This is a genomic window from Isoptericola sp. Y581 (genome assembly GCF_059445475.1).
Window position 1 is genome coordinate 296,172 of the sequence record NZ_JCAIUK010000006.1, and the last position, 23,479, is coordinate 319,650.

General features: G+C 74.2%; 28 protein-coding genes and 2 tRNA genes. 14 read left to right on the forward strand and 16 right to left on the reverse strand.

Annotation, left to right across the window (positions count from 1 at the left end):
• Positions 1 to 6: 6 nt before the first annotated feature.
• On the reverse strand, positions 7 to 1,482 hold the full coding sequence (gene leuC, locus AC1C2W_RS13565; RefSeq protein ID WP_495389833.1) for a 3-isopropylmalate dehydratase large subunit: 1,476 nt from the start codon (positions 1,480 to 1,482) through the stop codon (positions 7 to 9).
• A 152-nt stretch (positions 1,483 to 1,634) separates the two neighbouring features.
• On the opposite strand from leuC, the gene AC1C2W_RS13570 reads away from it, so the two are divergent.
• From AC1C2W_RS13570 to AC1C2W_RS13580, 3 genes are all read left to right on the forward strand, one after another.
• On the forward strand, positions 1,635 to 2,354 hold the full coding sequence (locus AC1C2W_RS13570) for an IclR family transcriptional regulator (RefSeq protein ID WP_495389751.1): 720 nt from the start codon (positions 1,635 to 1,637) through the stop codon (positions 2,352 to 2,354).
• A 152-nt stretch (positions 2,355 to 2,506) separates the two neighbouring features.
• Positions 2,507 to 2,674: a hypothetical protein gene (locus AC1C2W_RS13575; RefSeq protein ID WP_495389752.1), complete on the forward strand. Its 168-nt coding sequence runs from the start codon at positions 2,507 to 2,509 to the stop codon at positions 2,672 to 2,674.
• Between the two features lie 21 nt (positions 2,675 to 2,695).
• Positions 2,696 to 3,490 carry a PH domain-containing protein gene (locus AC1C2W_RS13580; protein WP_495413370.1) on the forward strand — a complete coding sequence of 265 codons (795 nt, stop codon included), beginning with the start codon at positions 2,696 to 2,698 and terminating at the stop codon, positions 3,488 to 3,490.
• 80 nt (positions 3,491 to 3,570) lie between these two features.
• Here AC1C2W_RS13580 and AC1C2W_RS13585 read toward each other — a convergent pair.
• Together AC1C2W_RS13585 and AC1C2W_RS13590 are read right to left on the reverse strand one after the other, a co-directional pair.
• Positions 3,571 to 3,643 (reverse strand) — tRNA-Glu (locus tag AC1C2W_RS13585).
• 102 nt (positions 3,644 to 3,745) lie between these two features.
• Positions 3,746 to 3,817: transfer RNA gene (locus AC1C2W_RS13590), tRNA-Gln, on the reverse strand.
• Positions 3,818 to 3,981: 164 nt separating this feature from the next.
• Here AC1C2W_RS13590 and AC1C2W_RS13595 point away from each other — a divergent pair.
• On the forward strand, positions 3,982 to 4,164 hold the full coding sequence (locus tag AC1C2W_RS13595; RefSeq protein ID WP_495413371.1) for a hypothetical protein: 183 nt from the start codon (positions 3,982 to 3,984) through the stop codon (positions 4,162 to 4,164).
• Between the two features lie 47 nt (positions 4,165 to 4,211).
• Here the strand turns inward: AC1C2W_RS13595 and AC1C2W_RS13600 are convergent, their stop codons facing one another.
• Positions 4,212 to 5,120 carry a LysR substrate-binding domain-containing protein gene (locus tag AC1C2W_RS13600; RefSeq protein WP_495413372.1) on the reverse strand — a complete coding sequence of 303 codons (909 nt, stop codon included), beginning with the start codon at positions 5,118 to 5,120 and terminating at the stop codon, positions 4,212 to 4,214.
• 70 nt (positions 5,121 to 5,190) lie between these two features.
• On the opposite strand from AC1C2W_RS13600, the gene AC1C2W_RS13605 reads away from it, so the two are divergent.
• Positions 5,191 to 6,309 carry a YeiH family protein gene (locus tag AC1C2W_RS13605; RefSeq protein WP_495413373.1) on the forward strand — a complete coding sequence of 373 codons (1,119 nt, stop codon included), beginning with the start codon at positions 5,191 to 5,193 and terminating at the stop codon, positions 6,307 to 6,309.
• Between the two features lie 87 nt (positions 6,310 to 6,396).
• On the opposite strand, the gene AC1C2W_RS13610 is transcribed toward AC1C2W_RS13605, so the two are convergent.
• A complete protein-coding gene (locus AC1C2W_RS13610) occupies positions 6,397 to 6,966 on the reverse strand; it encodes an HAD family hydrolase (RefSeq protein WP_495413374.1) in 570 nt (189 codons plus the stop codon).
• Between the two features lie 29 nt (positions 6,967 to 6,995).
• Complete coding sequence (gltX, locus tag AC1C2W_RS13615) at positions 6,996 to 8,423, reverse strand: glutamate--tRNA ligase (protein ID WP_495413375.1); 1,428 nt, start codon at positions 8,421 to 8,423, stop codon at positions 6,996 to 6,998.
• 103 nt (positions 8,424 to 8,526) lie between these two features.
• Between gltX and AC1C2W_RS13620 the strand changes: the two genes are divergently transcribed.
• Positions 8,527 to 9,252 carry a flavin reductase family protein gene (locus AC1C2W_RS13620; RefSeq protein WP_495413376.1) on the forward strand — a complete coding sequence of 242 codons (726 nt, stop codon included), beginning with the start codon at positions 8,527 to 8,529 and terminating at the stop codon, positions 9,250 to 9,252.
• Between the two features lie 16 nt (positions 9,253 to 9,268).
• Here AC1C2W_RS13620 and AC1C2W_RS13625 read toward each other — a convergent pair whose 3' ends face one another.
• From AC1C2W_RS13625 to AC1C2W_RS13650, 6 genes are read right to left on the reverse strand one after another with little or no spacing between them, the layout of a single operon-like run.
• Positions 9,269 to 9,934, reverse strand: a complete 666-nt coding sequence (locus AC1C2W_RS13625) for a nitroreductase (RefSeq protein WP_495389761.1) — start codon at positions 9,932 to 9,934, stop codon at positions 9,269 to 9,271.
• Positions 9,935 to 9,981: 47 nt separating this feature from the next.
• Positions 9,982 to 10,581 (reverse strand): NUDIX hydrolase, encoded by a 600-nt coding sequence (locus AC1C2W_RS13630; RefSeq protein WP_495413377.1) that lies wholly within the window; start codon positions 10,579 to 10,581, stop codon positions 9,982 to 9,984.
• A gap of 1 nt (position 10,582) precedes the next feature.
• A complete protein-coding gene (locus AC1C2W_RS13635; protein WP_495389763.1) occupies positions 10,583 to 11,365 on the reverse strand; it encodes a fumarylacetoacetate hydrolase family protein in 783 nt (260 codons plus the stop codon).
• A gap of 21 nt (positions 11,366 to 11,386) precedes the next feature.
• Positions 11,387 to 11,767: a type II toxin-antitoxin system VapC family toxin gene (locus tag AC1C2W_RS13640; protein WP_495389764.1), complete on the reverse strand. Its 381-nt coding sequence runs from the start codon at positions 11,765 to 11,767 to the stop codon at positions 11,387 to 11,389.
• Positions 11,768 to 11,774: 7 nt separating this feature from the next.
• Positions 11,775 to 12,029 carry a hypothetical protein gene (locus AC1C2W_RS13645; RefSeq protein ID WP_495413378.1) on the reverse strand — a complete coding sequence of 85 codons (255 nt, stop codon included), beginning with the start codon at positions 12,027 to 12,029 and terminating at the stop codon, positions 11,775 to 11,777.
• A gap of 23 nt (positions 12,030 to 12,052) precedes the next feature.
• Positions 12,053 to 12,964: a methyltransferase domain-containing protein gene (locus tag AC1C2W_RS13650; RefSeq protein ID WP_495389766.1), complete on the reverse strand. Its 912-nt coding sequence runs from the start codon at positions 12,962 to 12,964 to the stop codon at positions 12,053 to 12,055.
• Positions 12,965 to 13,054: 90 nt separating this feature from the next.
• On the opposite strand from AC1C2W_RS13650, the gene AC1C2W_RS13655 reads away from it, so the two are divergent.
• Positions 13,055 to 14,245, forward strand: coding sequence for a heparan-alpha-glucosaminide N-acetyltransferase domain-containing protein (locus AC1C2W_RS13655; protein WP_495413379.1), 1,191 nt, complete (start codon positions 13,055 to 13,057; stop codon positions 14,243 to 14,245).
• Here AC1C2W_RS13655 and AC1C2W_RS13660 read toward each other — a convergent pair.
• Positions 14,211 to 15,248 (reverse strand): saccharopine dehydrogenase family protein, encoded by a 1,038-nt coding sequence (locus tag AC1C2W_RS13660; RefSeq protein ID WP_495413380.1) that lies wholly within the window; start codon positions 15,246 to 15,248, stop codon positions 14,211 to 14,213. The two genes, AC1C2W_RS13655 and AC1C2W_RS13660, sit on opposite strands and share 35 nt — an antisense overlap.
• Before the next feature lie 70 nt (positions 15,249 to 15,318).
• Here AC1C2W_RS13660 and AC1C2W_RS13665 point away from each other — a divergent pair, with 70 nt between their 5' ends.
• Together AC1C2W_RS13665 and AC1C2W_RS13670 are read left to right on the forward strand one after the other, a co-directional pair.
• A complete protein-coding gene (locus AC1C2W_RS13665; RefSeq protein ID WP_495413381.1) occupies positions 15,319 to 16,263 on the forward strand; it encodes a GlxA family transcriptional regulator in 945 nt (314 codons plus the stop codon).
• Between the two features lie 187 nt (positions 16,264 to 16,450).
• Positions 16,451 to 17,194, forward strand: a complete 744-nt coding sequence (locus AC1C2W_RS13670; RefSeq protein ID WP_495413382.1) for a hypothetical protein — start codon at positions 16,451 to 16,453, stop codon at positions 17,192 to 17,194.
• Here AC1C2W_RS13670 and AC1C2W_RS13675 read toward each other — a convergent pair.
• Entirely contained in the window at positions 17,184 to 18,050 is an 867-nt protein-coding gene (locus tag AC1C2W_RS13675; protein WP_495413383.1) for a PhzF family phenazine biosynthesis protein, read from the reverse strand. The two genes, AC1C2W_RS13670 and AC1C2W_RS13675, sit on opposite strands and share 11 nt — an antisense overlap.
• Before the next feature lie 64 nt (positions 18,051 to 18,114).
• On the opposite strand from AC1C2W_RS13675, the gene AC1C2W_RS13680 reads away from it, so the two are divergent.
• Together AC1C2W_RS13680 and AC1C2W_RS13685 are read left to right on the forward strand one after the other, a co-directional pair.
• Positions 18,115 to 19,041 (forward strand): 3-methyladenine DNA glycosylase, encoded by a 927-nt coding sequence (locus AC1C2W_RS13680; protein WP_495413384.1) that lies wholly within the window; start codon positions 18,115 to 18,117, stop codon positions 19,039 to 19,041.
• An 88-nt stretch (positions 19,042 to 19,129) separates the two neighbouring features.
• Positions 19,130 to 19,516: a DapH/DapD/GlmU-related protein gene (locus AC1C2W_RS13685; RefSeq protein ID WP_495413385.1), complete on the forward strand. Its 387-nt coding sequence runs from the start codon at positions 19,130 to 19,132 to the stop codon at positions 19,514 to 19,516.
• A 249-nt stretch (positions 19,517 to 19,765) separates the two neighbouring features.
• On the opposite strand, the gene AC1C2W_RS13690 is transcribed toward AC1C2W_RS13685, so the two are convergent.
• Both AC1C2W_RS13690 and AC1C2W_RS13695 read right to left on the reverse strand, forming a co-directional pair.
• Positions 19,766 to 20,218, reverse strand: coding sequence for a peptidoglycan-binding domain-containing protein (locus AC1C2W_RS13690; RefSeq protein ID WP_495413386.1), 453 nt, complete (start codon positions 20,216 to 20,218; stop codon positions 19,766 to 19,768).
• A gap of 104 nt (positions 20,219 to 20,322) precedes the next feature.
• Positions 20,323 to 20,859 (reverse strand): CGNR zinc finger domain-containing protein, encoded by a 537-nt coding sequence (locus tag AC1C2W_RS13695; RefSeq protein WP_495389775.1) that lies wholly within the window; start codon positions 20,857 to 20,859, stop codon positions 20,323 to 20,325.
• 38 nt (positions 20,860 to 20,897) lie between these two features.
• Here AC1C2W_RS13695 and AC1C2W_RS13700 point away from each other — a divergent pair, with 38 nt between their 5' ends.
• The 3 genes from AC1C2W_RS13700 (at position 20,898) to AC1C2W_RS13710 (ending at position 23,395) form a co-directional block, all read left to right on the forward strand.
• A complete protein-coding gene (locus tag AC1C2W_RS13700; RefSeq protein WP_495413387.1) occupies positions 20,898 to 21,884 on the forward strand; it encodes an EamA family transporter in 987 nt (328 codons plus the stop codon).
• A gap of 52 nt (positions 21,885 to 21,936) precedes the next feature.
• Entirely contained in the window at positions 21,937 to 22,719 is a 783-nt protein-coding gene (locus AC1C2W_RS13705; protein WP_495413388.1) for a phosphotransferase, read from the forward strand.
• 160 nt (positions 22,720 to 22,879) lie between these two features.
• Positions 22,880 to 23,395: a lytic polysaccharide monooxygenase auxiliary activity family 9 protein gene (locus AC1C2W_RS13710; RefSeq protein ID WP_495413389.1), complete on the forward strand. Its 516-nt coding sequence runs from the start codon at positions 22,880 to 22,882 to the stop codon at positions 23,393 to 23,395.
• Positions 23,396 to 23,479 lie beyond the last annotated feature (84 nt).

Consider the following 23,479-nt stretch of genomic DNA (forward strand, 5'->3'; position numbering starts at 1 on the left):
GGGTGCTCAGACGAACGACGGGGCGGACAGCGGCGTCAGGGGGCTGCCGTCGAACGTCGTGAGGTCGACGTCGGTGTCGAGCTCGAGGTCGGACACCGACGACAGGGTGCCTCGGATAGCGGTGGCCGCGGCGACGAGCGGCGAGACCAGGTGCGTGCGCCCGCCCTTGCCCTGCCGGCCCTCGAAGTTGCGGTTCGACGTGGACGCCGCCCGCTCACCGGGGGCGAGCTGGTCGGGGTTCATGCCCAGGCACATCGAGCACCCGGCGTTGCGCCACTCGGCGCCGAATTCCTTGAAGATCACGTCGAGGCCCTCGGCCTCGGCCTGCAGCCGCACGCGCGCCGAGGCCGGGACGACGAGCACGCGCACGTCCTCAGCCTTCTCCCGGCCCTGGACCACCTTGGCCACCGAGCGCAGGTCCTCGATGCGGCCGTTGGTGCACGAGCCGATGAAGACCGTGTCGACCTTCACGTCGCGCAGCGGGAGGCCCGCCTCCAGGCCCATGTACTCCAGCGCGCGCTCGGCGGCGACGCGCTCGTCCGCGTCCGCGATCTCGGACGGGACGGGCACCGACGCCGACAGCGGCAGGCCCTGGCCCGGGTTGGTGCCCCAGGTGACGAAGGGCTCGAGGTCGGCCGCCTCGAGCACGACCTCCGCGTCGAACTGGGCGTCGTCGTCGCTGCGCAGCGTCGACCAGTACTCCACCGCGGCGTCCCAGTCCTCGCCCTCGGGCGCGTGCGGGCGGCCCTTGAGGTAGTCGAACGTCGTCTCGTCGGGCGCGATCATGCCCGCTCGGGCGCCGGCCTCGATGGACATGTTGCAGATGGTCATCCGCGCCTCCATCGAGAGCGTGCGGATGGCCTCGCCGCGGTACTCGAGCACGTAGCCCTGACCGCCGCCGGTGCCGATCTTGGCGATGATCGCCAGGATGATGTCCTTGCTGGTAGCGCCCGGCGGCAGCTCGCCGTTGACGGTGATCGCCATCGTCTTGAACGGTGAGAGCGGCAGCGTCTGCGTGGCGAGCACGTGCTCGACCTCGGAGGTGCCGATGCCGAAGGCCAGCGCCCCGAAGGCGCCGTGCGTGGACGTGTGCGAGTCGCCGCACACCACGGTGAGGCCGGGCATGGTCAGGCCGAGCTGCGGGCCCACCTGGTGCACGATGCCCTGGTCGGCGTCGCCCAGGGAGTGGATCCGGACGCCGAACTCCTTGGCGTTGTTGCGCAGCGTGTCGATCTGCGTGCGGCTCGTGAGGTCCGCGATCGGCAGGTCGATGTCGAGCGTGGGCGTGTTGTGGTCCTCGGTCGCGATCGTGAGATCCGGGCGACGGACCGGGCGACCGGCGAGGCGCAGGCCCTCGAACGCCTGCGGGCTCGTCACCTCGTGCACGAGGTGCAGATCGATGTAGAGGAGGTCCGGAGCCCCGTCGCTGCCACGGCGCACCAGGTGCGCCTCCCAGACCTTCTCTGCCAGCGTGCCGGCCATCATGTGCTCCTCGTCCGCCGCGTCCCCGCGGCCTTCGTGCGTTGCGTGCGTCCCTGTCGAGACCGCCACCGGTCCGGCCGTGAGACAGTTCCATCCCGTGAGATGCAGTCTTCGACTTGCAATCTCAGTGGCTGAGACGTCAATATCGTCCTATGGACGATACTAGCGGAGTCGGCGTACTCGACAAGGCCGCGTCCGTACTGGGCGCGCTCGAGGCAGGTCCCGCCACCCTCGCGCAGCTGGTCTCCTCGACCGGACTCGCCCGGCCCACGGCCCACCGACTGGCCGTCGCGCTCGAGCACCACCGGCTCGTCGGGCGCGACATGCAGGGCAGGTTCGTGCTCGGACCGCGCCTCAACGAGCTCGCGACTGCTGCCGGCGAGGACCGGCTTCTCGCCGCGGCCAACCCCGTGCTCACCGCGCTGCGCGACCACACCGGCGAGAGCGCCCAGCTCTACCGCCGCCAGGGGGACCATCGCGTCTGCGTGGCCGCCGCCGAGCGACCGGTGGGCCTGCGCGACTCGATCCCCGTCGGCGCCACGCTCACGATGCACGCGGGCTCCGCGGCGCAGATCCTGCTGGCGTGGGAGGAGCCCGACCGCCTGCACCGCGGGCTGCGGGAGGCCGTGTTCACCGCGACCATCCTGTCCGGCGTCCGCAGGCGCGGCTGGGCGCAGTCGGTCTCCGAGCGCGAGCTGGGCGTCGCGTCCGTGTCGGCGCCCGTCCGCGGGCCCTCCGGCCGGATCGTGGCGTCCGTCTCCGTGTCGGGCCCCGTCGAGCGCCTCACCCGGCAGCCGGGCCGCCTACATTCCGCGGCCGTCATCTCGGCCGCCAACCGGCTCACCGAGGTGCTGCGCCGCGCAGGTGAGTGACCCGAGCACACCGTCGGCACCTCGCCGACTACAGGCCCGGCGTCGCCCGACACGGCGCGCCGGGCCCGGTGCTGTCCGGCGTCGGCCCAGGTCAGTACGCTCCTGGCTGACGGGGCAACTCTGCCCTGCGACCCGAGAGGCGTGAGGACCTGATGCCCGCGAAGGCCAAGACCCTGCTGATCTGGATCGTCGTGATCTTCCTGATCTACGCGATCGTGACAAGCCCTGACCGTGCGGCGAACATCGTCACCTCGATCTGGGAGTTCATCTCCAGCGCGTTCTCGGGCTTCGGGCAGTTCTTCTCGAGCCTGACCGACTGACCCACGGCACCGGAACACGACGTGGTCACCGACAGGTCCCGCCCCAGCGAGACGATCCGCACGCACCGCCACCTCCGCCGGTACGTCCTGCCGAACGAGGTGGTGGTGGTCGCGACGCGCCGCCACTGGGCCCGGCTGCTCGAACCCATCGCCACCACCGGCGCGGCGTTCCTGCTGATCGGCACGATCGTCATGACGACCCCGGTCGAGGTGCGCGGCACCGTCCAGTGGCTGTGGGTGGCATGGTTCGTCGTCGCCGCCCGCCTGGCGTGGCTCTGGCTGGAGTGGCGCTACGAGTGGTTCGTCGCCACGGACAGGCGCCTGCTGCTGCTGTACGGGCTGGTCGTGCACCGGGTGGCGATGATGCCGCTCAAGAAGGTCACGGACATGGGGTTCTCCCGCAGCCCATTGGGTCAGATGATCGGCTACGGCCGCTTCGACATGGAGTCCGCCGGCCAGGACCAGGCGCTGCGCACCATCAAGTACGTGCCGCACCCCGACGCCACGTACCGCACGCTCTGCGACACGATCTTCATGCCCGAGGACGACATCGGCGCCGGTCCCTCGGCGGGGGCGCGCCCCCCGGCGACCTCCGGGCCGACCGTCGTCCCGGGCCGCACGGACCCGGAGGGCCCGCGGCCCACGACGCAGCCCATCGCGGTGCAGCCGTCGCAGCCGGCACCGCCGGCGCCGCGCCCCCTGGAAGCGACACCTTCGTTCGGGGCGACGCCCGCCGCGTGGGAGCCGACCGGCCCCGGCGCGTCGTACAAGCCGCCCCGCAGCGACGGCGGCAACGTGCCCGACCCGTTCCTCTGAGCGCGCCTCCGGGCCTCGCCCCGCGGCGACCCAGGGAACGACGAAGGCCCGGTCCACGTGGACCGGGCCTCTGCTCTGTGTACCCCCAGCGGGATTTGAACCCGCGTTACCGCCGTGAGAGGGCGGCGTCCTAGGCCGCTAGACGATGGGGGCCTATGACTCGACGTCCCCATGAATCGTCATGGTCCGCCGTGCCGGTGAGAACTCCAACGCGCCGGCCCCCGTCTCCGAGGGTGACGCGCGACGAGCTCTGCGCTGGGGTACCAGGACTCGAACCTAGACTAAGTGGACCAGAACCACTCGTGCTGCCAATTACACCATACCCCAATGGGTCAAACCTTCCGGGCAAATACGACATTCAGCGACGCGCCCGCGTCAGGCCCAACGTCGGAAGACATTACCGGACGCGGCGCCGCTGGCCAAAACGGGCGCGGGTGCCGTGCGTCACGCCCGGCGCCGCACCCGCCGCCGGTGGCATGGGAGCCTCCTGCATGCCGCCCAGCGCCACCCCGCAGCCCTCGCCCGAGCTGTCCGCCGCCGGCCCCGATCCGCACTCGTCGGCGGACCGCGCGGCGTCTTTCGACGCCCTGGTGGCCACCCACCCGCAGCTCGCCGGCCGCGTCGACGTGGACCTGCCCTACGTGACGCACGCCATCCGCGCGACGCGCCGCTGACGGCCCGCCCGCGGCGCACCGTCAGCGAGCACCCTCAGCGAGCACCGTCAGCGCGCGCCGGCCACCGCCGCGAGGCGGCGCGCGGGAGCGGGCAGCGCGGCCCCGTCGCGCCACACCGCCCGCAGCCGGCGCGACAGGTCGAGCTGCGCGATCGGCACGGTCACGAGGTGCCCCGCGGCGACGTCGTCCGCGACGGTCAGGGCGGAGAGCACGGTGACGCCGTCGCCGTGCCGCACAGCCGTCTTGACGGCGACGGTGGATCCCAGGGCAGTGACCCGGGCGGGCAGCCGCACGCCCGCCTGGCCGAGCGCCTCCTCGAGCACGTCGCGGGTGCCGGAGCCGGGCTCGCGCAGCACGAGGCGGCCTGTGACGAGCTCCGCCGGGCTCACCGACCGCCGTCGCGCCCAGGGGTGCCCCGGCGCCACGACGGCCACGAGCTCGTCCTGCGCGACGGTCCGCGAGCGCAGCCCTCGCCGCACCGTGGGGCTCTCCACGAACCCGAGCACCGCGTCCCCGCCGAGCACCAGCTCCATCACCTCGCGGGAGTTGCGCACGACGAGCTCCACGTCCGGGGCCGCGCCGCCCTGCTCCCGCTCGCTGCGCGCGAACGCCGCCAGCCAGCGGGGCGCCAGGTACTCGGCGACTGTGAGGCTTGCCGCCACGCGCAGGCCGGCCACCGGCGCCGAGCGCAGCGCGGCCGCCGCGGCCTCGAACCGGTCCACGGCGTGCACGACGTCGCGCGCCGCCTCGGCCACCCGGCTCCCGACGGCGGTGAGCCCGGTGCCGCGCGGGCCGCGCTCGAGGAGCTCCAGGCCGAGCCGGCGCTCGAGCCGGTGCAGCCCGGCGGACGCGGTCGGCTGCGAGACCCCCGCGACGCGGGCGGCCGCGCTGATCGAGCCGTGCGCGTCGAGGGCGACCAGCAGCTCGAGGGCCGCGAGGGGAGGACGTTCAGCCATAGTGCGAGTCTATGGATGGATCGGCACCTGACGCTTCCGGGCGCCTGTCGCCGCCAGAGAGCCTGAAGGCGTGACGACCACTCCCCCCGCGACCACCACCGCGCGCCTCGTGCCCGGCGTCGCGCTCGCCGCCGCCGCGACCGGGCTGCTGCTGGCCGCCAGCCGGCTGCTCGCCCCGGCGACCGGGGGCGCCGTCTCCCCGCTGGTCCTGGCCCTCCTGGCGGGCGCCGTGCTCGGCTCGGTGCTGGGCCGGGTCGTCCCCCGCGACGGTCCGGCGGCGCGTTTCTCCGCGCGCGTCGCTCCCGGCACGGAGTGGACCGCACGCACGGTGCTACGGGCCGGCGTCGTGCTGCTCGGGCTGCAGCTCTCGGTCCCCGACGTCCTCGCGCTCGGCTGGCGCGGGATCGCGGTGGTGGTCGTGACGGTGGCCGGGACCTTCACGGCGATCCTCGCGCTCGGGCGGGTGCTGCGGGTGCCCCGCGACACGGCGCTGCTCGTCGCCACCGGATTCTCGATCTGCGGGGCCGCCGCCGTCTCGGCGATGACGAGCGTGCTCGAGCGCGACCCGCGCACGGGGACGGCCGCGCCCGCACGGCTCCGCGACGACGTCGCCGCGGCGCTCGCCCTCGTCACCGTCTACGGGACGCTCGCGATCGTCGCGCTGCCGCTGCTCGCCGACGGCCTGAACCTCACGGACCACCAGGCCGGGCTGTGGATCGGGGCGAGCGTGCAGGAGGTGGCGCAGGTCGTCGCGGCGGCGGGCACCGTGTCGGCCGCCGCGCTCGCCACCGCGACGGTCACCAAGCTGGCGCGCGTCGTGCTGCTTGCGCCCATCGTCGCCGGGACCGGCGCGGTGCTGGCCCGGCGCTCCGCCCTCACCGCGGCCAGGGCGAGCCACGGCACCGAGGACGCGCCCGCCGCCCGCCGCCCGGCGCCCGTGCCCGGCTTCGTGCTGGGCTTCCTCGCCGCACTGCTGGTGCGCAGCACCGGTCTGCTGCCCGAAGGCGTGGTCGACGCCGCCACGCAGGTCACGACGGTCCTCTTCGTGGCCGCGATGTTCGCCCTCGGGACCGGGGTGGACGTGCCGCGCCTCGCCCGGACCGCGCGCCGGCCGCTGCTGCTGGGCGCCGCCGGGGCCGTCGTCGTCACGGGGATCGCGCTGACCGCGGTGCTCGTCCTCAACCCCTGACACCTGTCAGGACCAAGACACCGTATTCATGCTCCTGGCCCTGACAACTCGCGCGCGCCATGACTTGTCAGGGTCAGGGCACGCTATTCATGCTCCTGGCCCTGACAGGTCAGAGGCCGAGGGCCGCCGGCAGGGTCGCGAGCCCGGGTGCGGCTTGCCGTAGCCCAGCGTGTCGACGCCGAGGAGCACCGGAAGGCCGGCGAGCCCCGACGCGCGCAGCGTGCGCTCCTGCAGCTCCGTGGCCGCGTTGGTCACCACCCCCACCGCGACGCCGGCGGCGCGCAGCGCGTCGAGGGCCGGGCGGGCGTCGTCGAACGCCGCCCACGACCGCTCGAACGTGCCCCAGAACAGCGCGTCCCAGGCGGCGAACGACGCCTCGGTGACGGGCTCGCCCCCGAAGGTCCGGTGCAGCAGGTCGGCCCGCAGCCGGCGCTGCGTGAGTGCGTCGGTCTCGCCGCGCGTGGAGCGCTTGGAGTGGCCGGCGGGGTCCGTGCGCCAGTGCGCGAGCAGCTCGGGATAGCGGTCCACGGGCACGTGCGGCAGGTACTCCACGGCGACCGTCGAGAGCGCCTTCGCGATCGTGCCCTTGGAGTCGACCAGCGTGTCGTCGACGTCGAGCAGGACGCCGTCGACCCGGGTTTCGACAGGCTCAACCAACCGAGGCGTGCTCAACCGCCGGGGTGCGCTCAACCATCGAGGCGCGCCAGGGCGGCGTCCACGCGCGCCAGCGTGCGCTCGCGCCCGAGCACCTCGAGCGACTCGAAGAGCGGCAGCCCGATCGTGCGGCCCGTGACCGCGACCCGGACCGGGGCCTGCGCCTTGCCCAGCTTGAGGGCGTGCTGCTCCCCCACCGCGGCGACGGCGTCCTTGAGCGGCTCCGCCTCCCACGGCTCGAGCGTCGCGAGCGCCGCGCGCACGTCGACGAGCAGCTCGGCGGCTCCGGGCTTCATGGCTTTGGACCACGACCGCTCGTCGTCGACGGGAGCGTCGAGGAAGAGGAAGTCGACGTTGTCGGTGATGTCCGCGAGCAGCACGACGCGCGACTGCGCCAGCGGCGCCACCTTCGCGAACGCCGCGGCGTCGTACTGCTCCTCGCTCCACGGCGCCTTCGGGGCGTGCAGCCACGGGTCGACGGCGGCAATGAAGTCCTCGACCGACATCGCCCGGATGTACTCGCCGTTGAACGACGCGAGCTTCTTGACGTCGAAGAATGCGGAGGCGCTGTTCACGTCCTCGATGCGGAACCGCTCGACGAGCTCGTCGAACGGGAGGATCTCCTCGTCGTTGCCGGGCGCCCAGCCGAGCAGCATGAGGTAGTTGACCATCGCCTCGGGCAGGTAGCCCTCCGCGAGGTAGTCCTCGAGCGCGACCTTGTCGCGGCGCTTGGAGAGCTTCTGGCGCTTCTCGTTGACGATGACGGGCAGGTGCGCCCACGTGGGCGCCTGCGCGCCGAGCGCCTCCCACAGCAGCTGCTGCTTGGGAGTGTTCGGCAGGTGCTCCTCGCCGCGGATGACGTGCGTGATGCCCTCGTCCAGGTCGTCGACGACGTTGGCGAGCAGGAAGACGGGCGAGCCGTCGCCGCGCGCGACGACGAAGTCCTCCATCGCGGAGTTCGGGAACGTCGGGTTGCCGCGGATGAGGTCCACGACCTGGGTCTCGCCCTCGTCGGGCGTGCGGAAGCGCAGCGCCCGGCCGGGCTCGTAGGCCAGGCCGCGGTCGCGGCAGAAACCGTCGTACCCGGACTGCGCGTTCCCGGTCCGTGCAGCGACGTCGTCCCGCGTGCAGTCGCAGTAGTACGCGCGGCCCGCCTCGAACAGGCGCGCCGACGCCTCGCGGTGCTTCGCCACGTTCTGCGACTGGAAGTACGGGCCCTCGAAGGTCGGGTCCTCGGCGTGCATGCCGAGGGCGGCGAGCGCGCTGAGGATGCCGTCGACCCACTCCGGCTTGTTGCGAGCTGCGTCGGTGTCCTCGATGCGGAGCACGAACGTGCCGCCCTGGTGCTTGGCCACCGCCCAGTTGAACAGCGCCGAGCGGGCACCGCCCACGTGGAACATGCCCGTCGGCGACGGGGCGAAGCGGACACGGACGGCGGAAGAGCCTGCAGCGGGGATCACGGGCCCAGCGTAGTTCGCCCGCGCCAACGGCCCGCATCAGGGCCCCGACGCCAGGTCCGATTCCCGCCGGACGACGCGCGGGCCCCGCCCTAGCGTCGTGTGCATGACCAGCACCACGCACGTCATCGAGCCCGCCACCCGGCACGTCGCCGAGCATGTCACCCAGCACGTCACCATCGACCCGGCGATCCTCTACTTCGGCACGCCCGTCGTGCTGCTGAGCTCCACGAACGAGGACGGCACGACGAACCTCATGCCGATGTCGTCCGTCTTCTGGCTGGGCCGCAGCGCCGTGCTCGGCGTCGGCGCGCGCAGCCAGACGGCGCTCAACCTGCGCCGGCACCCGGAGCTGGTGATGAACCTCGCGTCGCCCGCCGTGGCCACCCACGTCGACCGGCTGGCCCTGACGACCGGGCGGGCCGACATCTCGCCGTGGAAGGCGCGGGCGGGCTACGTCCACGAGCCCGACAAGTTCGGCGCCGCGGGCCTGACCCCGCTCGACGCGGCGACCGTGCGCCCCCAGCGCATCGCCGAGTGCCCGGTGCACCTGGAGGCGGTGGTCCGCGCGGTCCACCCCCTCGACGCGCGGCCGGGAGACGCCGCGGACGCCGCCCGGCTGCTCGCCGTCGAGGCCGAGGTGACCCGCGTCTGGGTCGACCCCGCGATCCGGCTCGCGGGCCACACGGACCGGATCGACCCGGACCTGTGGCGGCCGCTCGTCATGAGCTTCCAGCGGTTCTACGGCCTGGGCGACCAGGTGCACCCCTCCCGCCTGGCCGGCATCGACGAGGAGCGCTACCGCGAGCCCCGGACCACGACGCCGCGCTGACTCGCCGGCCGGGCGGTCACGCCCCGACGAAGGTCACGGTCTCGGTGAGGCCCGCGCGCCCGGTGCGCAGCGGGGGCACGCCGTCCTGCTCGAACCCCACCGAGACGCCGCAGAGCAGGACGTGCCGGTCGTCGGCGCCGACGACCTCGGCCACGGTCCGGCGGTACATGGTCCACATCACCTGGGGGCAGCTATGCACCCCCTCCGCCCGGAGCAGCAGCATGACGGTCTGCAGGTACATCCCCGCGTCGGCCCACTGCCCCGGGCCCATCGACCGGTCGAGGTAGCAGAAGAGCACGGCCGGCGCCCCGAACGCTCCCGAGTTCAGGGCGGCGATCTTCCGGGGCCGGTCCGGGTCGTCGCGCTCGATGCCCAGTGCCGCGTACCGCTGGGCAGCCGCGGCGGCGAACCGGTCCGCGTACGGAGCGGCCAGTCCGTCCGGGTACATCGGGTACTCCCGCGCGTCGCCCTGGTCGCCCGCGAGCGCCCGGGCGGTCGCGCGCCGCTTCAGCTCGGCGAGGGGCCCTCCGGTCACGACGTAGACGTGCCACGGCTGGAGGTTCCCGCTCGACGGCGCCCGGGTCGCCGCGGTCAGCACCCGCTGGAGCACCTCGCGGGGCACCGGCTCCGGGCTGAACGCCCGCACCGCCCGCCGGCTGTCCACGGCTTCGTACACGTCCACGCGTTCGTCCTCTCAGTCCTGGTCGGGGACCGCAGCCGCGAGCAGGGTCATCGCCGGACGGTCGCCCGGACGCGTGCCACCGCGAGCGCGACCACGGTCGCGAGATCGGGGTTCGGCAGGTCGTTCACCGGCCACCAGCGCACGTCGAGGGACTCGTCACTGACGGCGTGCCGGGCGCCGTCGGGCGCGACGGCGACGAACCGCACGTCCAGGTGGTGCGCCTGCCCGTCCGGCCCGCAGAACGGCACGGCGTGCTCGTCGAGGTGCACCGGCACGGGGTCGAAGGCGTCGAAGGCGTCGAAGGCGTCGAAGGCGTCGAAGGCCAGGTCGAGGTCCAGGTCGAGCCCGGACTCCTCGGCCGCCTCGCGCCGGGCGGCACCGAGCAGCGTGCGGTCCCCGGGCTCGAGGTGCCCGCCGAGCTGGAACCACCGGCGCGCCTTGGCGTGCAGGGTCAGCAGCACCTGTGTGCCGTCCGCCGAGAGCACGATCGTGGACGCCGTGAGGTGGTCCGGCCGGCAGGTCCGCAGCACGCCGTCCGGGTGCGCACGAAGGTGCGCGACGAACCGGTCGCGCAGCGCGCGCTGCCCCGCGTCCGCCGCCGGCATCTGCCGGAGCACCGCCAGGGCGTCGGCGGTCAAGCCCGGCACCTCAGTCGCGACGGAAGACGGGGTTGGACAGGACGCCGATGCCCTCGACCTCGCACTCGACGCGGTCGCCGTGGTCGATCCGGCCCACCCCCGCCGGCGTGCCGGTGAGGATGACGTCCCCGGGGAGCAGCGTCATCGCCTTGCTGATGTACGACACGAGGAACGGCACGTCGAAGACCATGTCCGACGTGCGGCCGTCCTGCTTGAGCTCGCCGTTGACGCGCGAACGCACGCCGACGTCATCGGGGTTCAGGTCGGTGTCGATCCACGGGCCCAGCGGGCAGGAGGTGTCGAAGCCCTTGGCTCGCGCCCACTGCCCGTCGGTGCGCTGCGCGTCGCGCGCGGTGACGTCGTTGGCCACGGTGTAGCCGAGCACGTAGGAGCGCCAGCTCTCCGGCTCCACGTCCTTGCACACCTTGGAGATCACGACGGCGAGCTCGGCCTCGTAGCTGACCTCGCGCGTGAACTCGGGCAGCACGACCGGGTCGTCGGGCCCGACGACGGCGGTGTTCGGCTTGAAGAACAGCAGCGGCGTGGCCGGCACCTCGCCGCCCATCTCCTTGGCGTGGTCGGCGTAGTTCTTGCCGACCGCCACGATCTTGGACCGCGGGATCACCGGGGCCAGCAGCCGGACGCCGTCGCCCAGCTCGATCCGCTCGCCCGTCGGCAGCGCCGTCATCGAGAGCGGGTCACCGCCCAGGACGGCGAGGAAGGTGCGGTCGCCCTCGTGCTGGACGATGGCGAAGCGGGGGTCGTCTCCGGTGGTGAATCTCGCGATGCGCACGCGCCCAGGGTACCGACCCGCTCAGTACGGTGCCGCAAGCCCCGCGACCATGGGGAAGTGCTTGACGTTGCAGGTGAGCAGTTCCGCGGCGGCCAGCTCGGCTGTGGCCGCGATGACGTAGTCGACCAGGTCGATCCCGGAGTGCGACCGCCGGTACCGCCGCGCCAGCTCGCCGGCGCGGTCGGCGATCTCCCGGTCGACGTCGATCCAGCCCACGGCGAGGAACAGGGCGCGCGTCCGTGCCTTCTCCGGCGAACGCATCCCACCCAGCAGCTCCGCCCGTGTCAGGACCGACGCCACGATCTGATGGCCGTCACGGCGTGCCGTCGCGAGAACGTCACGCGCCTCGACCCTGCCGCGAAGATGGTCGATGAACACCGAGGTGTCGACGAGAACGGTCACGCCGCCGTCACCAGTCGGCGATCCGGTCGTGGCGAGCACCTCGCGCGACGTCGACGTACCTCGCGCCGTCGACGTTCTCGCCGTCCCATGTGCCGAAGCTCTCCTCGAGCGCACGCAGGAACTCGTCGGTGTCGGCCGCTCCGTAGACCTTGTCGACCGCCCGCCGCACCAGCTCGGCGAGACCGAGCCCGGACGCCCGCGACTCCGCGAGGAGCCGCGCGTACTGCGCGTCCTCGAGCGTGATCTGCGTGCGGTGGCTCATGATGTAAGCCTACATCGCACCCCTCAAGCGCGGGCGAGCACCTCGCCGTGCAGGATGGCGAACCAGCCGTCGGGCGCCTGCGCCCAGGCCTGCCAGTCCTGCGCGATCTGCTCGAGCGCGACGTCGTCCGCCAGGCCGGCGTCCTTGGCCTGGCCGGCGAAGTTGGACTCGACGCAGCGCTCCGCCCACAGCTCGCCCCACCACTGCCGGTCGGTCGGCGTCGCGTAGCACCAGGACGACGCGGACGGCACGATCCCGTCCAGCCCGGCCTGCTGCACCCACGACATGAGGCGCCGGCCAGCATCGGGCTCGAAGCCGTAGGCGTGCGTGACCTCGTGGTACAGCTCGTTCCACTCGGTGAGGCCCGGGGACTCGGGGTACCAGGCCATCGCCGCGTAGTCGGCGTCGCGCACCGCGACGAGCCCACCCGGCTTGGCGACGCGCTTCATCTCGCGCAGCGCCGCGACCGGGTCGGACAGGTGCTGCAACAGCTGGTGGGCGTACACCACGTCGAACGCGTCGTCGGCGAACGGCAGCTCGTAGGCGTTCGCCTGCTCGAACCGCACGTTGCCGTAGCCGAGGGCCCCGGCGTGCTCGCGGGCCGCCTCGAGCACCTTGGAGCTCGCGTCGACTCCCACCACCTCGCCGCCGGCGATGATCCGGCCCAGGTCGGCGGTCACCGTGCCCGGCCCGCAGCCGACGTCCAGCAGGGACATGTCGTCGCGCAGGTGGGGCACCAGGAAGCCCGCCGAGTTCTGGGCGGTGCGGCTGCGGTGCGAGCGCAGCACGGACTCGTGGTGCCCGTGCGTGTACGACTCGGACTCCTTGCTCGGCACGGTGTGGTGTGTGCTCGGCGCCTCGATCGCGTCGTTGAGGTCGGCACCGGCCGGTTCAGGGGTCTCCTCGGGGCCGGGCTCCGTGCGCAGGTCGCTCATGGTCCTACCGTAGTGACCACCTGGCCTCCTGGCCGCGGGGTTCTCACGCTGCGGGACGACGCGCGCCACGCGCGGTGGCATCATCACGCCATGGGCGCGGCCACCGGCACGACGACGCCGCGCCTGCGCGCGGGGCTGAACCGGCTGGGCGGCGGCCCCGGGCGGGTGCCCGGCATCGACGTGGCCCGCGGGATCGCGGTGCTGGGCATGTTCACCGCGCACGTCGGGCTGACGACGCCGGAGGCCGGCCCGGCGTGGTGGCTGCTCGACCTGTCGCACGGCCGCTCGTCCATCCTGTTCGCCCTCGTGGCGGGCATCTCCGTGGCCATCGTCTCGGGCGGCCCGCAGCCCCTGGACGGTGACCCGCTGCGCCGGGCCCGCACCCGCCTGCTCGTGCGCGCCGTGCTGCTGCTCGCGCTGGTCGCGCTGCTCGACCTGCTGGGCACCCGCGTGCTGCTGATCCTCGGCTTCTACGCGTGCTACTTCGTGCTCGCACTGCCCTTCCTGCGGTGGGGCCCGCGCCGGCTCGCGGTGCTGGCCGTGGCCGTCGCCCTCGTCGGCCCGGTGCTCGCGTACTGGGGGCCGGAGGTGCTCGCGCGGGCTGGCCTGCGCCTGCCGCGCGACGGGTCGGGCGCCGTGACGGACTTCGTGCTGACCGGGCACTACCCGGCGATCGTCTGGATGGCATACGCGCTGGCCGGGATGGCGATCGGCCGGTGCGACCTGCGCTCGCAGCGGCTGCGCACCGGGCTGCTCGTCGGCGGGCTTGCCGCCTGGTCGGTGTTCTCGCTGCTCTCGGGGTGGCTCGTCGGGGCCGCCGGCGGCCAGGAGGCGATCGTGGCGCAGCGCGACGCCGCATCGTCCGTCACCGGGGCTGCCTTCGCCTGGGACGACGCCTGGCCGGATGCGGCGGGCCTGCTCCTGGCAGGCCCGCACGACGACACGACCTTCGAGGCGCTCGCCTCGGGCGGGTTCGCGGTCGCCGTGGTGGGGCTGTGCCTGCACGTCGGGCGGGTCGGCCGGTGGGTGCTCGCGCCGCTCGCCGCGGTGGGGTCGATGGCACTGACCGTCTACTCGCTGCAGATCGTCGCGATCTGGCGGTGGGACCTGCTGGGGGCCACGAGCAACGGCCCGCTGGTCGTCCTGGTGGCGGTCACGCTGGTCGCGGCGACGGCGTGGCGGTTCCTGCTCGGTCGGGGGCCGCTCGAACGGCTGATGGGGCGGGTCGCCGACCGCGCCGCCGACCTCACGCCGCCCGCTCCGCCTCCCGATCGATCGTGAACCCGGCGGCGTGCTCCGCCAGAGCGGCGAGCACGTCGGCCGCGTCGAAGGTCTCTCCCGGCGCGACGGCGCCGGAGGCGCGGAACCGCCCGTCCAGGAGCCGCACCACGCCCTCCACGACGACCGGGGCGGAGACGGCGTAGATGTCCCGGCCCGCAGCGCTGAGGCGGCGCGTGGCGGTGCCGCGTCGCACGGCGACGTCCACGACGAACCGCTGCGTCGACCGGCCGTCCTCGTCGGCCGCGGACGGCGACGGTGTCGACTCGTCCCGCAGCTCGTCGAGGGAGGCAGAGCTCAGGTACGAGGTGAGCTCCCCGACCTCGAGGTGACGCGTGATGGTCACGACCTCCGAGAACGGCAGCTGCACGACCGGCTGCTGCCCCAGGGGCGCCGGGAACGACCAGATGCCGGTCGGCGCCGGGCTCGCGAGCGGCACCAGGGCGCCGTCGCGGACCACCAGCCGGGTCGCGGTGTTCCGCTCCCCCGTGACGCGGGTCCCGGCGGTGGGCCACCAGTGGTCGAGCCCGACGGCGACCTCGACGGCGTCCGCGCCGGGCTCGCCGTCGAGCGCGGCGGTGACGAGCAGGTCGGCCAGCCCGCCGTAGAAGGCCATGGCGGGCACGACGGCCACGCCGGCGGCGCGGGCGGGGGCGTCGAGCTCCCTGTAGACCTGCTGGACCGACGGCTGCTCGGCGGTGACGTCCAGGTAGTGCGCCCCGGCGGCCACGGCCGCGCGAGCCAGCGGCAGGGCGGTGTCCAGGAACGGTCCGGCGCAGTTCACCACCACCCCCACGCCCTCGAGAGCGCGCTGCAGGAGCTCGGGGTCGTCCACGCCGACCACCCGCCGCTCGAGGTCGGGGTGGCGGGCCGCGGCGGCCGCGAGCCGGGCGCCGCTGCGCCCGGCGAGCACGGGCGTCAGCCCGCGCGCCACCAGCTCGTCGACGACGAAGCCCCCCGTGTGCCCCGCCGCGCCGTAGACCATCACTCGCTGAGTTGCCTGCATGGCTCGATCCTGGTCGCCGCGCCGGCCGGCGACGAGCGTCCTGAACGACATCGTGCGTACGGTTTCGGACATGCCCCGAATCGCCCTCGCCCTGCACGGCTCCGCGATGCTGTACGAGGTGGCGATCGCGGCGGAGATCCTCGGGGTCGACCGCCCCGAGCTCGCGCCACGCGGCGCCTGGTACGACTTCGTGGTCTGCACCCCCGATGGCGAGACCCACCCGTGGCTGCCGGGCGCGCCGAGCGCCCCGTACTCCGAGCTGTCCCGCGTCGACCGCGTCGTCGTCCCCTCCACCGACGACCCCGACGCCGACCCGGACCAGCGCCTGGTCGACGCGCTCCGCGAGGCGCACGGCCGGGGCGTCGCGATCGCGTCGTTGTGCACCGGCGCCTTCGTGCTGGCGGCCGCCGGGCTCCTGGACGGCCGCACCGCGACCACGCACTGGATGCACGCCGACGACCTCGCCCGCCGCTACCCGCGGGTCGACGTGCGCGCGGACGTCCTCTACACGGACGACGGCGACGTGCTCACCTCCGCCGGCAAGACCGCCGCGCTCGACCTCTGCCTGCACCTCGTGCGCCGCGACCTCGGCGCCACGGCCGCCAACGGACTCGCGCGGCGGCTCGTCGTCCCGTCCCACCGCAGCGGCGGCCAGGCGCAGTTCATCACCGCGCCGGCGGAGCCGCGGGCAGGCGCCGGGCTCGAGCCGGCCCTCGGGTGGGCCCGCGCCCGGCTCGACCGCCCGCTGACCGTGCGCGACCTCGCCGGGCGCGCCGGGCTCAGCACCCGCCAGCTCGCCCGCCGGATGCACGCGGAGCTCGGGACCGGGCCGCTGGACTGGCTGCACCAGCAGCGCCTCGCGCGGGCCCAGGAGCTCCTCGAGCGCACTGACGCCTCCGTGGAGCAGGTCGCTGTCAGCTCCGGCCTGGGTACCGCCGCCACGCTCCGGCGCCACTTCCACCGCGCGGTGGGCGTCACCCCCACGGCCTACCGGGCGACGTTCCGGGGCGCCTGATCCATCGGCAGGGCCAGGCTCCCCGGGCGATCGGCCGCGCCGGGTCACCGCGTCGAAGCCGCGGCGTACGCCTCGATGCCGTCCACCACGTCGCCGTCGGGCAGGGCCCGCGGGCCGCCCGGGAACGCTGACCGCCGCCTGGACGCCCCGTGGACGGGACAGGTCGTCGGTCGGCATGATCGCGGGCGTGACGACTACTGAAGACCTGGTCCTGGCCGCCGCGCGGAACAACGCCGCGTGGTGCGCCACCGTGAGCCGCACGCACGGGTGCGCCGGGAAGGCGGGGCCTCAGGCGTGGGCGAGCCCCACCCGCACGCCGGGTCTGTACCCGGACGCCGTCACCCTCGTGCCGGGGGCCGACGCGGGCGCACTGCTCGCCCGGATCGACACCCGGTCGCCAGGCGCCTCCGTCAAGGACAGCTTCGCCGACCTCGACCTCACCCCGACCGCGCCGGGCACCCGGTTCGAGGTCGCGTTCGAGGTCGCGTTCGAGGCGAGCTGGATCCATCGGCCGGCCGCGACCGCGCCCGAGGCCGTGACGCCCGACATCACCTGGGCCGATGTTCGTGACGCCGCCACGCTGCACGCGTGGGCGGGCGCCTGGGACGACGGCGCGGGGTACGCCGGGACCTTCCGCCCGGGGCTCCTGGCAGATCCGGGCACGACGGTCCTCGCCGGCCGCACCGGGACGGGCGAGGTCGTCGCAGGGGCGGTCGCGACGTGCACGGGCGGCGTCGTCGGGCTCTCGAACGTCTTCGCCGTCCCCGGGGCAGGCGGGACTGCCTGGCCCGGAGTGCTGGACGCCGTGTCCCGCGCGTTCCCCGGCGTCCCGGTGGTGGGCTACGAGAGCGGCGAGGACCTCGAAGCCGCGCTGCCGCACGGCTTCGAGGCGGTCGGGTCGCTGCGCGTCTGGATCGCGACTACAGGGTGACGGTGCCCGCGATGGCCGTGACCGCGGCGCCTGCGACCCACACCGCGCCGTCGTCGTCCCGGCGCACGTACACCCGCCCGCGGCGGCCGAGCGCGGTGCCCTGCGAGGCGACGTACGACGCGGGCAGCACGTCCCCCGCGAGCCACTGGCCCAGCCCGGCATTGAGGCTGCCAGTCACCGGGTCCTCGACGACGCATCCCCGTTCGCCGTAGAACGCCCGGACCTCGACGGCGACGTCCGCGCCCTGCGGCCACGACCCGACGACGCCGATTTTGAGGTCGCCGAGCGCGCTCGGGTCCGGCTCGATGGCGAGCACCGCGTCGGCGTCACGCAGCCGTACCCCGACCCATCCCGGGCCGTTGTCGATCCACTCGGCGGCCACGACGTCGGCCGTGGTGACCCGAAGCGCCCTGGCGATCCGTGCGAGGTCCTCCGGAGTGACCGGGCCGGACCGGAGCAGCGGGGGCGCCGCGAAGGCGAGCCGGTCACCGTCGCGCCGGACGGTCACGAGCCCGACCCCGCACTCCTGCACCACCTGCCCGGCGCTGCGCGGCACGCCGCCGGCCTCGAGCCAGGCGTGGGCCGTGCCGAGCGTCGGGTGGCCCGCGAACGGCAGCTCACCGCCCGGCGTCCAGATCCGCACGCGGTAGTCGGCGGCGCGTCCGTCGGGCGTGTCCGTCGGGGCGAGCAGGAACGTCGTCTCCGACAGGTTGGTCCAGCGCGCGAAGGCGGCCATCTGCTCGTCGGCGAGGTCGTCGGCGTCGTGCACCACGGCCACGGGGTTGCCCGTGAGCGGGCCGGTGGCGAAGACGTCGACCTGACGGAACGGATGGCGGAAGGGATGCGTGTGCGGCACGCGCCACACCGTAGTGGCCGCGCGGGCCGCCGGGGCGACCGTCCCGCGCTCGTACCCTGGTGGGGTGCGCCCCCTCACCCTCGACGACCCCGCGGCCGCGCCGGCCGCCGGCACGGTCGTGCCCGCCGCCGAGTGGGGGCCGCGCGCCGCCGCGCACGCCGAGCGGGCGGACGCCCTGACCGCCGTGTGGCGCGACGCCCGCGACCGCGGCGAGAAGCACGCCATCGAGGACTTCCTGTTCACCTACTACCCCACGCGGGCGAGCCACCTGCGCCGGTGGCACCCCGGCCCGGGCGCGGTGCTCGAGGGCGCCGACGAGCACGCCGTCCGGCGCTGGTACCGCGAGGTCGCGCTGCCGGGCGGCGGCGCCGGCGCGACGCTCGACGTCGACGCCTTCCTCGCCGACCGCGGCGACACCGTCCGCTACGTGCGCGCGCTGGTCGGGGCCACGGCCGCGCGCCCCGGCACGTTCGGCTGCTTCGGCCTGCACGAGTGGGCGATGGTCTACCGCGACCGTGAGGCGGGGCGCGACCACCGGCACCCGCTCCCCCTGCGGCTCGGGCACGACCGCACCGACGCGGTCGTCGAGTCGCACCGCATCGCGTGCTCGCACTTCGACGCGTACCGCTTCTTCACGCCCGAGTCGCGCGAGCGCAACCAGCTGCGGCCCACCCGCGAGCGCCAGCCCGCGATGGAGCAGCCGGGCTGCCTGCACGCGGGCATGGACCTCTACAAGTGGGCCACCAAGCTGGGGCCGGCCGTGCCCGGCGAGCTGCTGCTCGACGCGTTCGAGCTCGCCCGCGACATCCGGTACACCGACATGGCCGCCGCGCCCTACGACGTCTCGGCGTACGGCATCGAGGCCGTGCCGATCGAGACGCCGGAGGGCAAGGCCGAGTACGTGCGCCGCCAGCGCGGGTTCACCGCGCGTGGCCAGGAGCTGCGCGCCCGACTCGTCGAGGTCTGCGACTCACTCCTGCCCAGGGAGTGACGTCGTTCGCCGCCTTCCCCCTGTCGGTTGACGACGTCGTACGACGGCGGTGACCGCGCGCGGTCCGCAGCTCCGGCACGATGGGGGCGTGACGACGGTGGCGGCGATGACGAGCGGTGACTGGTATCAGGACGGTCCGGAGCTCGCCCGACTTCGAGACCGGTGCGCTCGGACACTTGACGGGCTGCGGCTGGCCGCGCCGGCGGACCGGGCACAGCGCGACGAGATCTTGCGTGAGCAGCTCATGACAGCGTTGCACCCGGTCGAGGACCACGAGATGCGACGCGCAGGTTGGGAGCGCGCGCTCGGGATCGAGGTCGGCGAGAACGCCTGGCTCGGGGCGGGCGTCATCGTCGGGCCAGGGGTCCGCATCGGCAGGGACACCGTCGTCGGCGCCGGGAGCGTCGTGCTCAAGGACCTTCCGGAGCGGGTCGTCGCCGCCGGGAGCCCTGCCACGGTCGTCCGGCGAACCTAGGATCTCCGCGGCGGCCACTATCCGGCGTCGCGCGACAGCCAGCGCTACGAGCCACCCCAACGGGACGAACATCGCGACGTTCCCCAGCACGTTGAACACGCCGAAGGCGTGGTCACCGACGAGCCCCGCACGGATCGAGCTCCCCGCGCAGGTTCGCGGCCCCGGCGCCCTCCCAGGAGCCGGGCATCGTCACCGCGAGGACTCCAAGGACCGACGCCCCCGCAGGGGAAGGCCGTCAGAGGAAGACCGTCAGTGGGAGGCCATCCCGCTGACCATCGCGCGCCAGGTCACCGGCCCGACGACGCCGTCCACGTCGACGCCGAACGCGGCCAGCGCGGACTGGAACTTCCGCACCGCGGTCTCGGTCTTCGCACCGAAGACGCCGTCCACCAGGAGATCGAACGCGCCTCGGGTGTCGAGCTCGGACTGCGCACCCCGCACGGCGTGGCCGCGGCTGCCCTGCCGCACGGTGACGATGATCGCGCCCCAGGTGAGCGGGCCGACGACGCCGTCCACCTCGAGGCCGAAGTCGCGCTGCGAGGCGCGCACGGCCGCCTCGGTGAGCGAGCCGAAGGACTGGTCGACCTCCAGGTCGTGGCCGTGCTCGTTGAGCAGGTGCTGCAGCGTGCCGACGGGGTGGAACTTGTCACCCGGGCGGACGATCGGCCACGGGTCGAGAGCTCGGTCGGTCGTGACGGACATCGTCGTCTCCTTCGCGGGGCCGGGCGGGGCGGATCGTCGCCCGGGGGGCCCGACATCCTCGCCCGGAGGGAGCGGACGCGACCCGCCCAGATACGTCGACGGGGTCAGGCCCCGGCGCGGCGCGCCCGCAGCGCGGCCTGCGCGTTGCGGTTGGTGCAGGCGGTGGAGCAGTACCGCCGCGACCGGTTACGCGACAGGTCGAGCACGAGGCCGTCGCAGTCCGCGTCGGCGCAGACCGTGAGGCGGGAGTGCTCGCCGGCGCGGACGACGTCGATCATCGCCATGGCGGTCTCGACGGCGATGCGGTCGTCGAGCGGCGCGTCGGCGGCGACCGCGTGCACGTGCCAGTCCTGCCCCGTGTGCCGCACGAGCCGGGGCCGCGCCCCGGAACGCTCGAGCAGGTCGTTGACCATCGCGGCCGCGTCGTCGCGGCCTGCGAGCAGCAGCCGTCGCAGGCGCGGCGCCAGCGCCCGCACCCGGGCCAGCTCGGCCTCGGTGCCGTCGTGCCGGCCCGTGTAGCCCTGCCGCGTGAAGAACGCGTCGAGGTCGGCCACCGTCGTGAGCGTGCGCGGCGGCTCCTCCGCGTTGACGAGGTCGACGGCAGCCCGCAGCGAGATCACCGTGTCATGTGCGAAGACCACGTTGACACGTTATCCCACGATGTCTAGCGTCATGGGTCATGAGCACTGTGGCGCATGACGTGACCGCACCGCCCCGGTGGGGCTCCGGCCTCGCCCTCGCGGTCGCGTCCGCAGTGAGCTTCAGCCTGTCGGGGCCGCTCGCCGCCGGGCTCTTCGGGACCGGGTGGAGCCCGGGCGCCGTCGTCCTCGTGCGCGTCGCGATCGGCGCGCTCGTCGTGCTCCCGTTCGGCGTCGCTGCCCTGCGCGGCGACTGGCGCCCCGTGCGACGCAACATGCGGCTGCTGCTCGCGTACGGCGCGCTCGGGGTCGCGGCCACGCAGTTCTGCTACTTCGCCGCCGTGCAGCACATGCAGGTGGGCCCGGCGCTGCTGATCGAGTACTCCTCGCCCGCTGCCGTGGTCGCCTGGCTGTGGCTGCGGCACGGGCAGCGCCCCGGCCGCACGACGCTCGCCGGCATCGCGCTCGCCGCCGCCGGCCTCGTGCTGGTCCTCGACCTCACCGGCACGCGGCTCGACCCCGTCGGCGTGGCCTGGGCGCTCGGCGCGATGGTCGGGGTCTCGGCCTACTTCCTCCTCAACGCCCGCGCGGGCACCGGTCTGCCCCCGCTGAGCCTCGCGGCGGGCGGGCTCGTCGTGGGCGCCGTCGTGCTGGGGCTGCTCGCCGCGGTCGGCGTCATGCCCGTCACCGCCACGGCGGACCCGGTGGCGCTGGCTGGCGCGGTCGTGCCCGTCTGGGCAGTGCTCGGGACGCTCGGGGTGGTGACCGCGGGCGTCGCCTACGTCACGGGGGTGGGTGCCGGGCGGCGGCTCGGCGCGCGGCCGGCGTCGTTCGTGGGGCTGCTCGAGGTGCTCAGCGCCGTGGTCTTCGCCTGGCTCCTGCTCGACGAGCTGCCGCGACCCGTCCAGCTCGCCGGCGGGCTGCTCGTGCTGGCCGGCGTGGTCGTCGTCCAGCAGGGCGAGACCGCCACGCGGCGCAGGGCGCCGGACGCCGCGGCGGCAGTCGACGCCGCGCGCCCGTCCGCCTGAACCCTCCGCGAATTCTGTGGGCCCCGGGCGCCCCCGGTGCGAGGATGCGGCCATGTCCCACGTCCTGGCCTCCGCGCCGACCGAGCCCGTCGTCGTGCCCGAGCGGGTGCGCCTCCTCGCCGCCGGGGACGAGATCGTGCCCGTCTGGCACAACGAGCTCGGGGGCCTCACGTTCCGCCTGACCCGGCACGACGACGGATCCGACGCCAGGTCGGGAGTCAGTTCGGGAAGCACCGAGCGCTACGTCAAGTGGGTGCCGGCCGGCACCCCCGAGCTCGACCTCGACGCCGAGGTCGAGCGCCTTGCCTGGGCCGGCCCCTACACCCCCGTCCCCCGCGTGCTCGAGACCGGCGAGGACGCCGCCGGGCGCTGGCTCGTCACGGCCGGCATCGCGGGCCGCTCGGCCGTCGACCTGCGGTGGCTCGCCCACCCCGAGACGGCCGCCCGGGCGATCGGCGCCGGCCTGCGCGCCCTGCACGACACGCTCCCGGTCGACGACTGCCCGTTCTCGTGGGGCGTCGCCGACCGCGTCGCCCGCATGAAGCCCGCCGCCCGCGCGCAGGTCGGCGACGTGCCCGACGACGACCGGATCGTCGTGTGCCACGGCGACCCGTGCGCCCCCAACACGCTGCTGGACGACGGCGGCCGCTGGACCGCGCACGTCGACCTCGACGCCCTCGGCGTCGCCGACCGCTGGGCCGACCTCGCCGTCGCTAGCTACAGCCTGGAGTGGAACTACGGCGACGGCTACGAGCCGGCGTTCTTCGACGCGTACGGGATCGCCCCCGACGCCGAGCGCATCGCCTTCTACCGGCGGCTGTGGGACCTGGGCTGAGCGCCCTACTGAGCGCCCCTGCCCGGTCCCCGCGTACGGGAGAACCCGTACGCGCGGTCGCCGAGATCACGGCGAGATGACGCGGTTCCCCTGATGTGCAGGGCTGGACGACGTTCTAGCGTCGAATTTGTCCAGCTTCCTCACGAACGGGAGAGCAACGATGCGACTGCGTTCAACCCTCCTCGCCGCGGCCGTGGGTGCCGTGGCGGTCCTCGCGCCGGTGGCAGTGGCGCCGACGGCGTCCGCGCACGGTTGGGTCACCAACCCACCCAGCCGGCAGGACCACTGCGCGAAGGGAACCACCCCCTTCGACTGCGGTGACATCAAGTACGAGCCGCACAGCGTCGAGGGAGCCAAGGGCTCCATGGAGTGCTCGGGCGGCAACTCGCGCTTCGGGATCCTCGACGACGACAGCCTGGCCTGGCCCCGCACCGAGGTCGGGTCGAGCGAGACGTTCCGGTGGCAGCTCACCGTGCAGCACGCCACGTCCACCTGGGAGTACTTCGTCGACGGGGTGCTGCACCGCACGTTCGACGACGGCGGCGCGCAGCCCGAGGAGATCGTCGAGCACACGGTCGACAACCTGCCCGCCGGCAACCACACCATCTTGGCCCGGTGGAACGTCGCCGACACGGCCAACGCGTTCTACGCCTGCGTGGACGTGACCGTCAGCTAGCCCGATCAGGTCGACGGCTCGGGACGGCCCGTCGTCCCGAGCCGTCGTCCCCGATCCACCGGTTGGCGTGGCCTGGAAGAATGG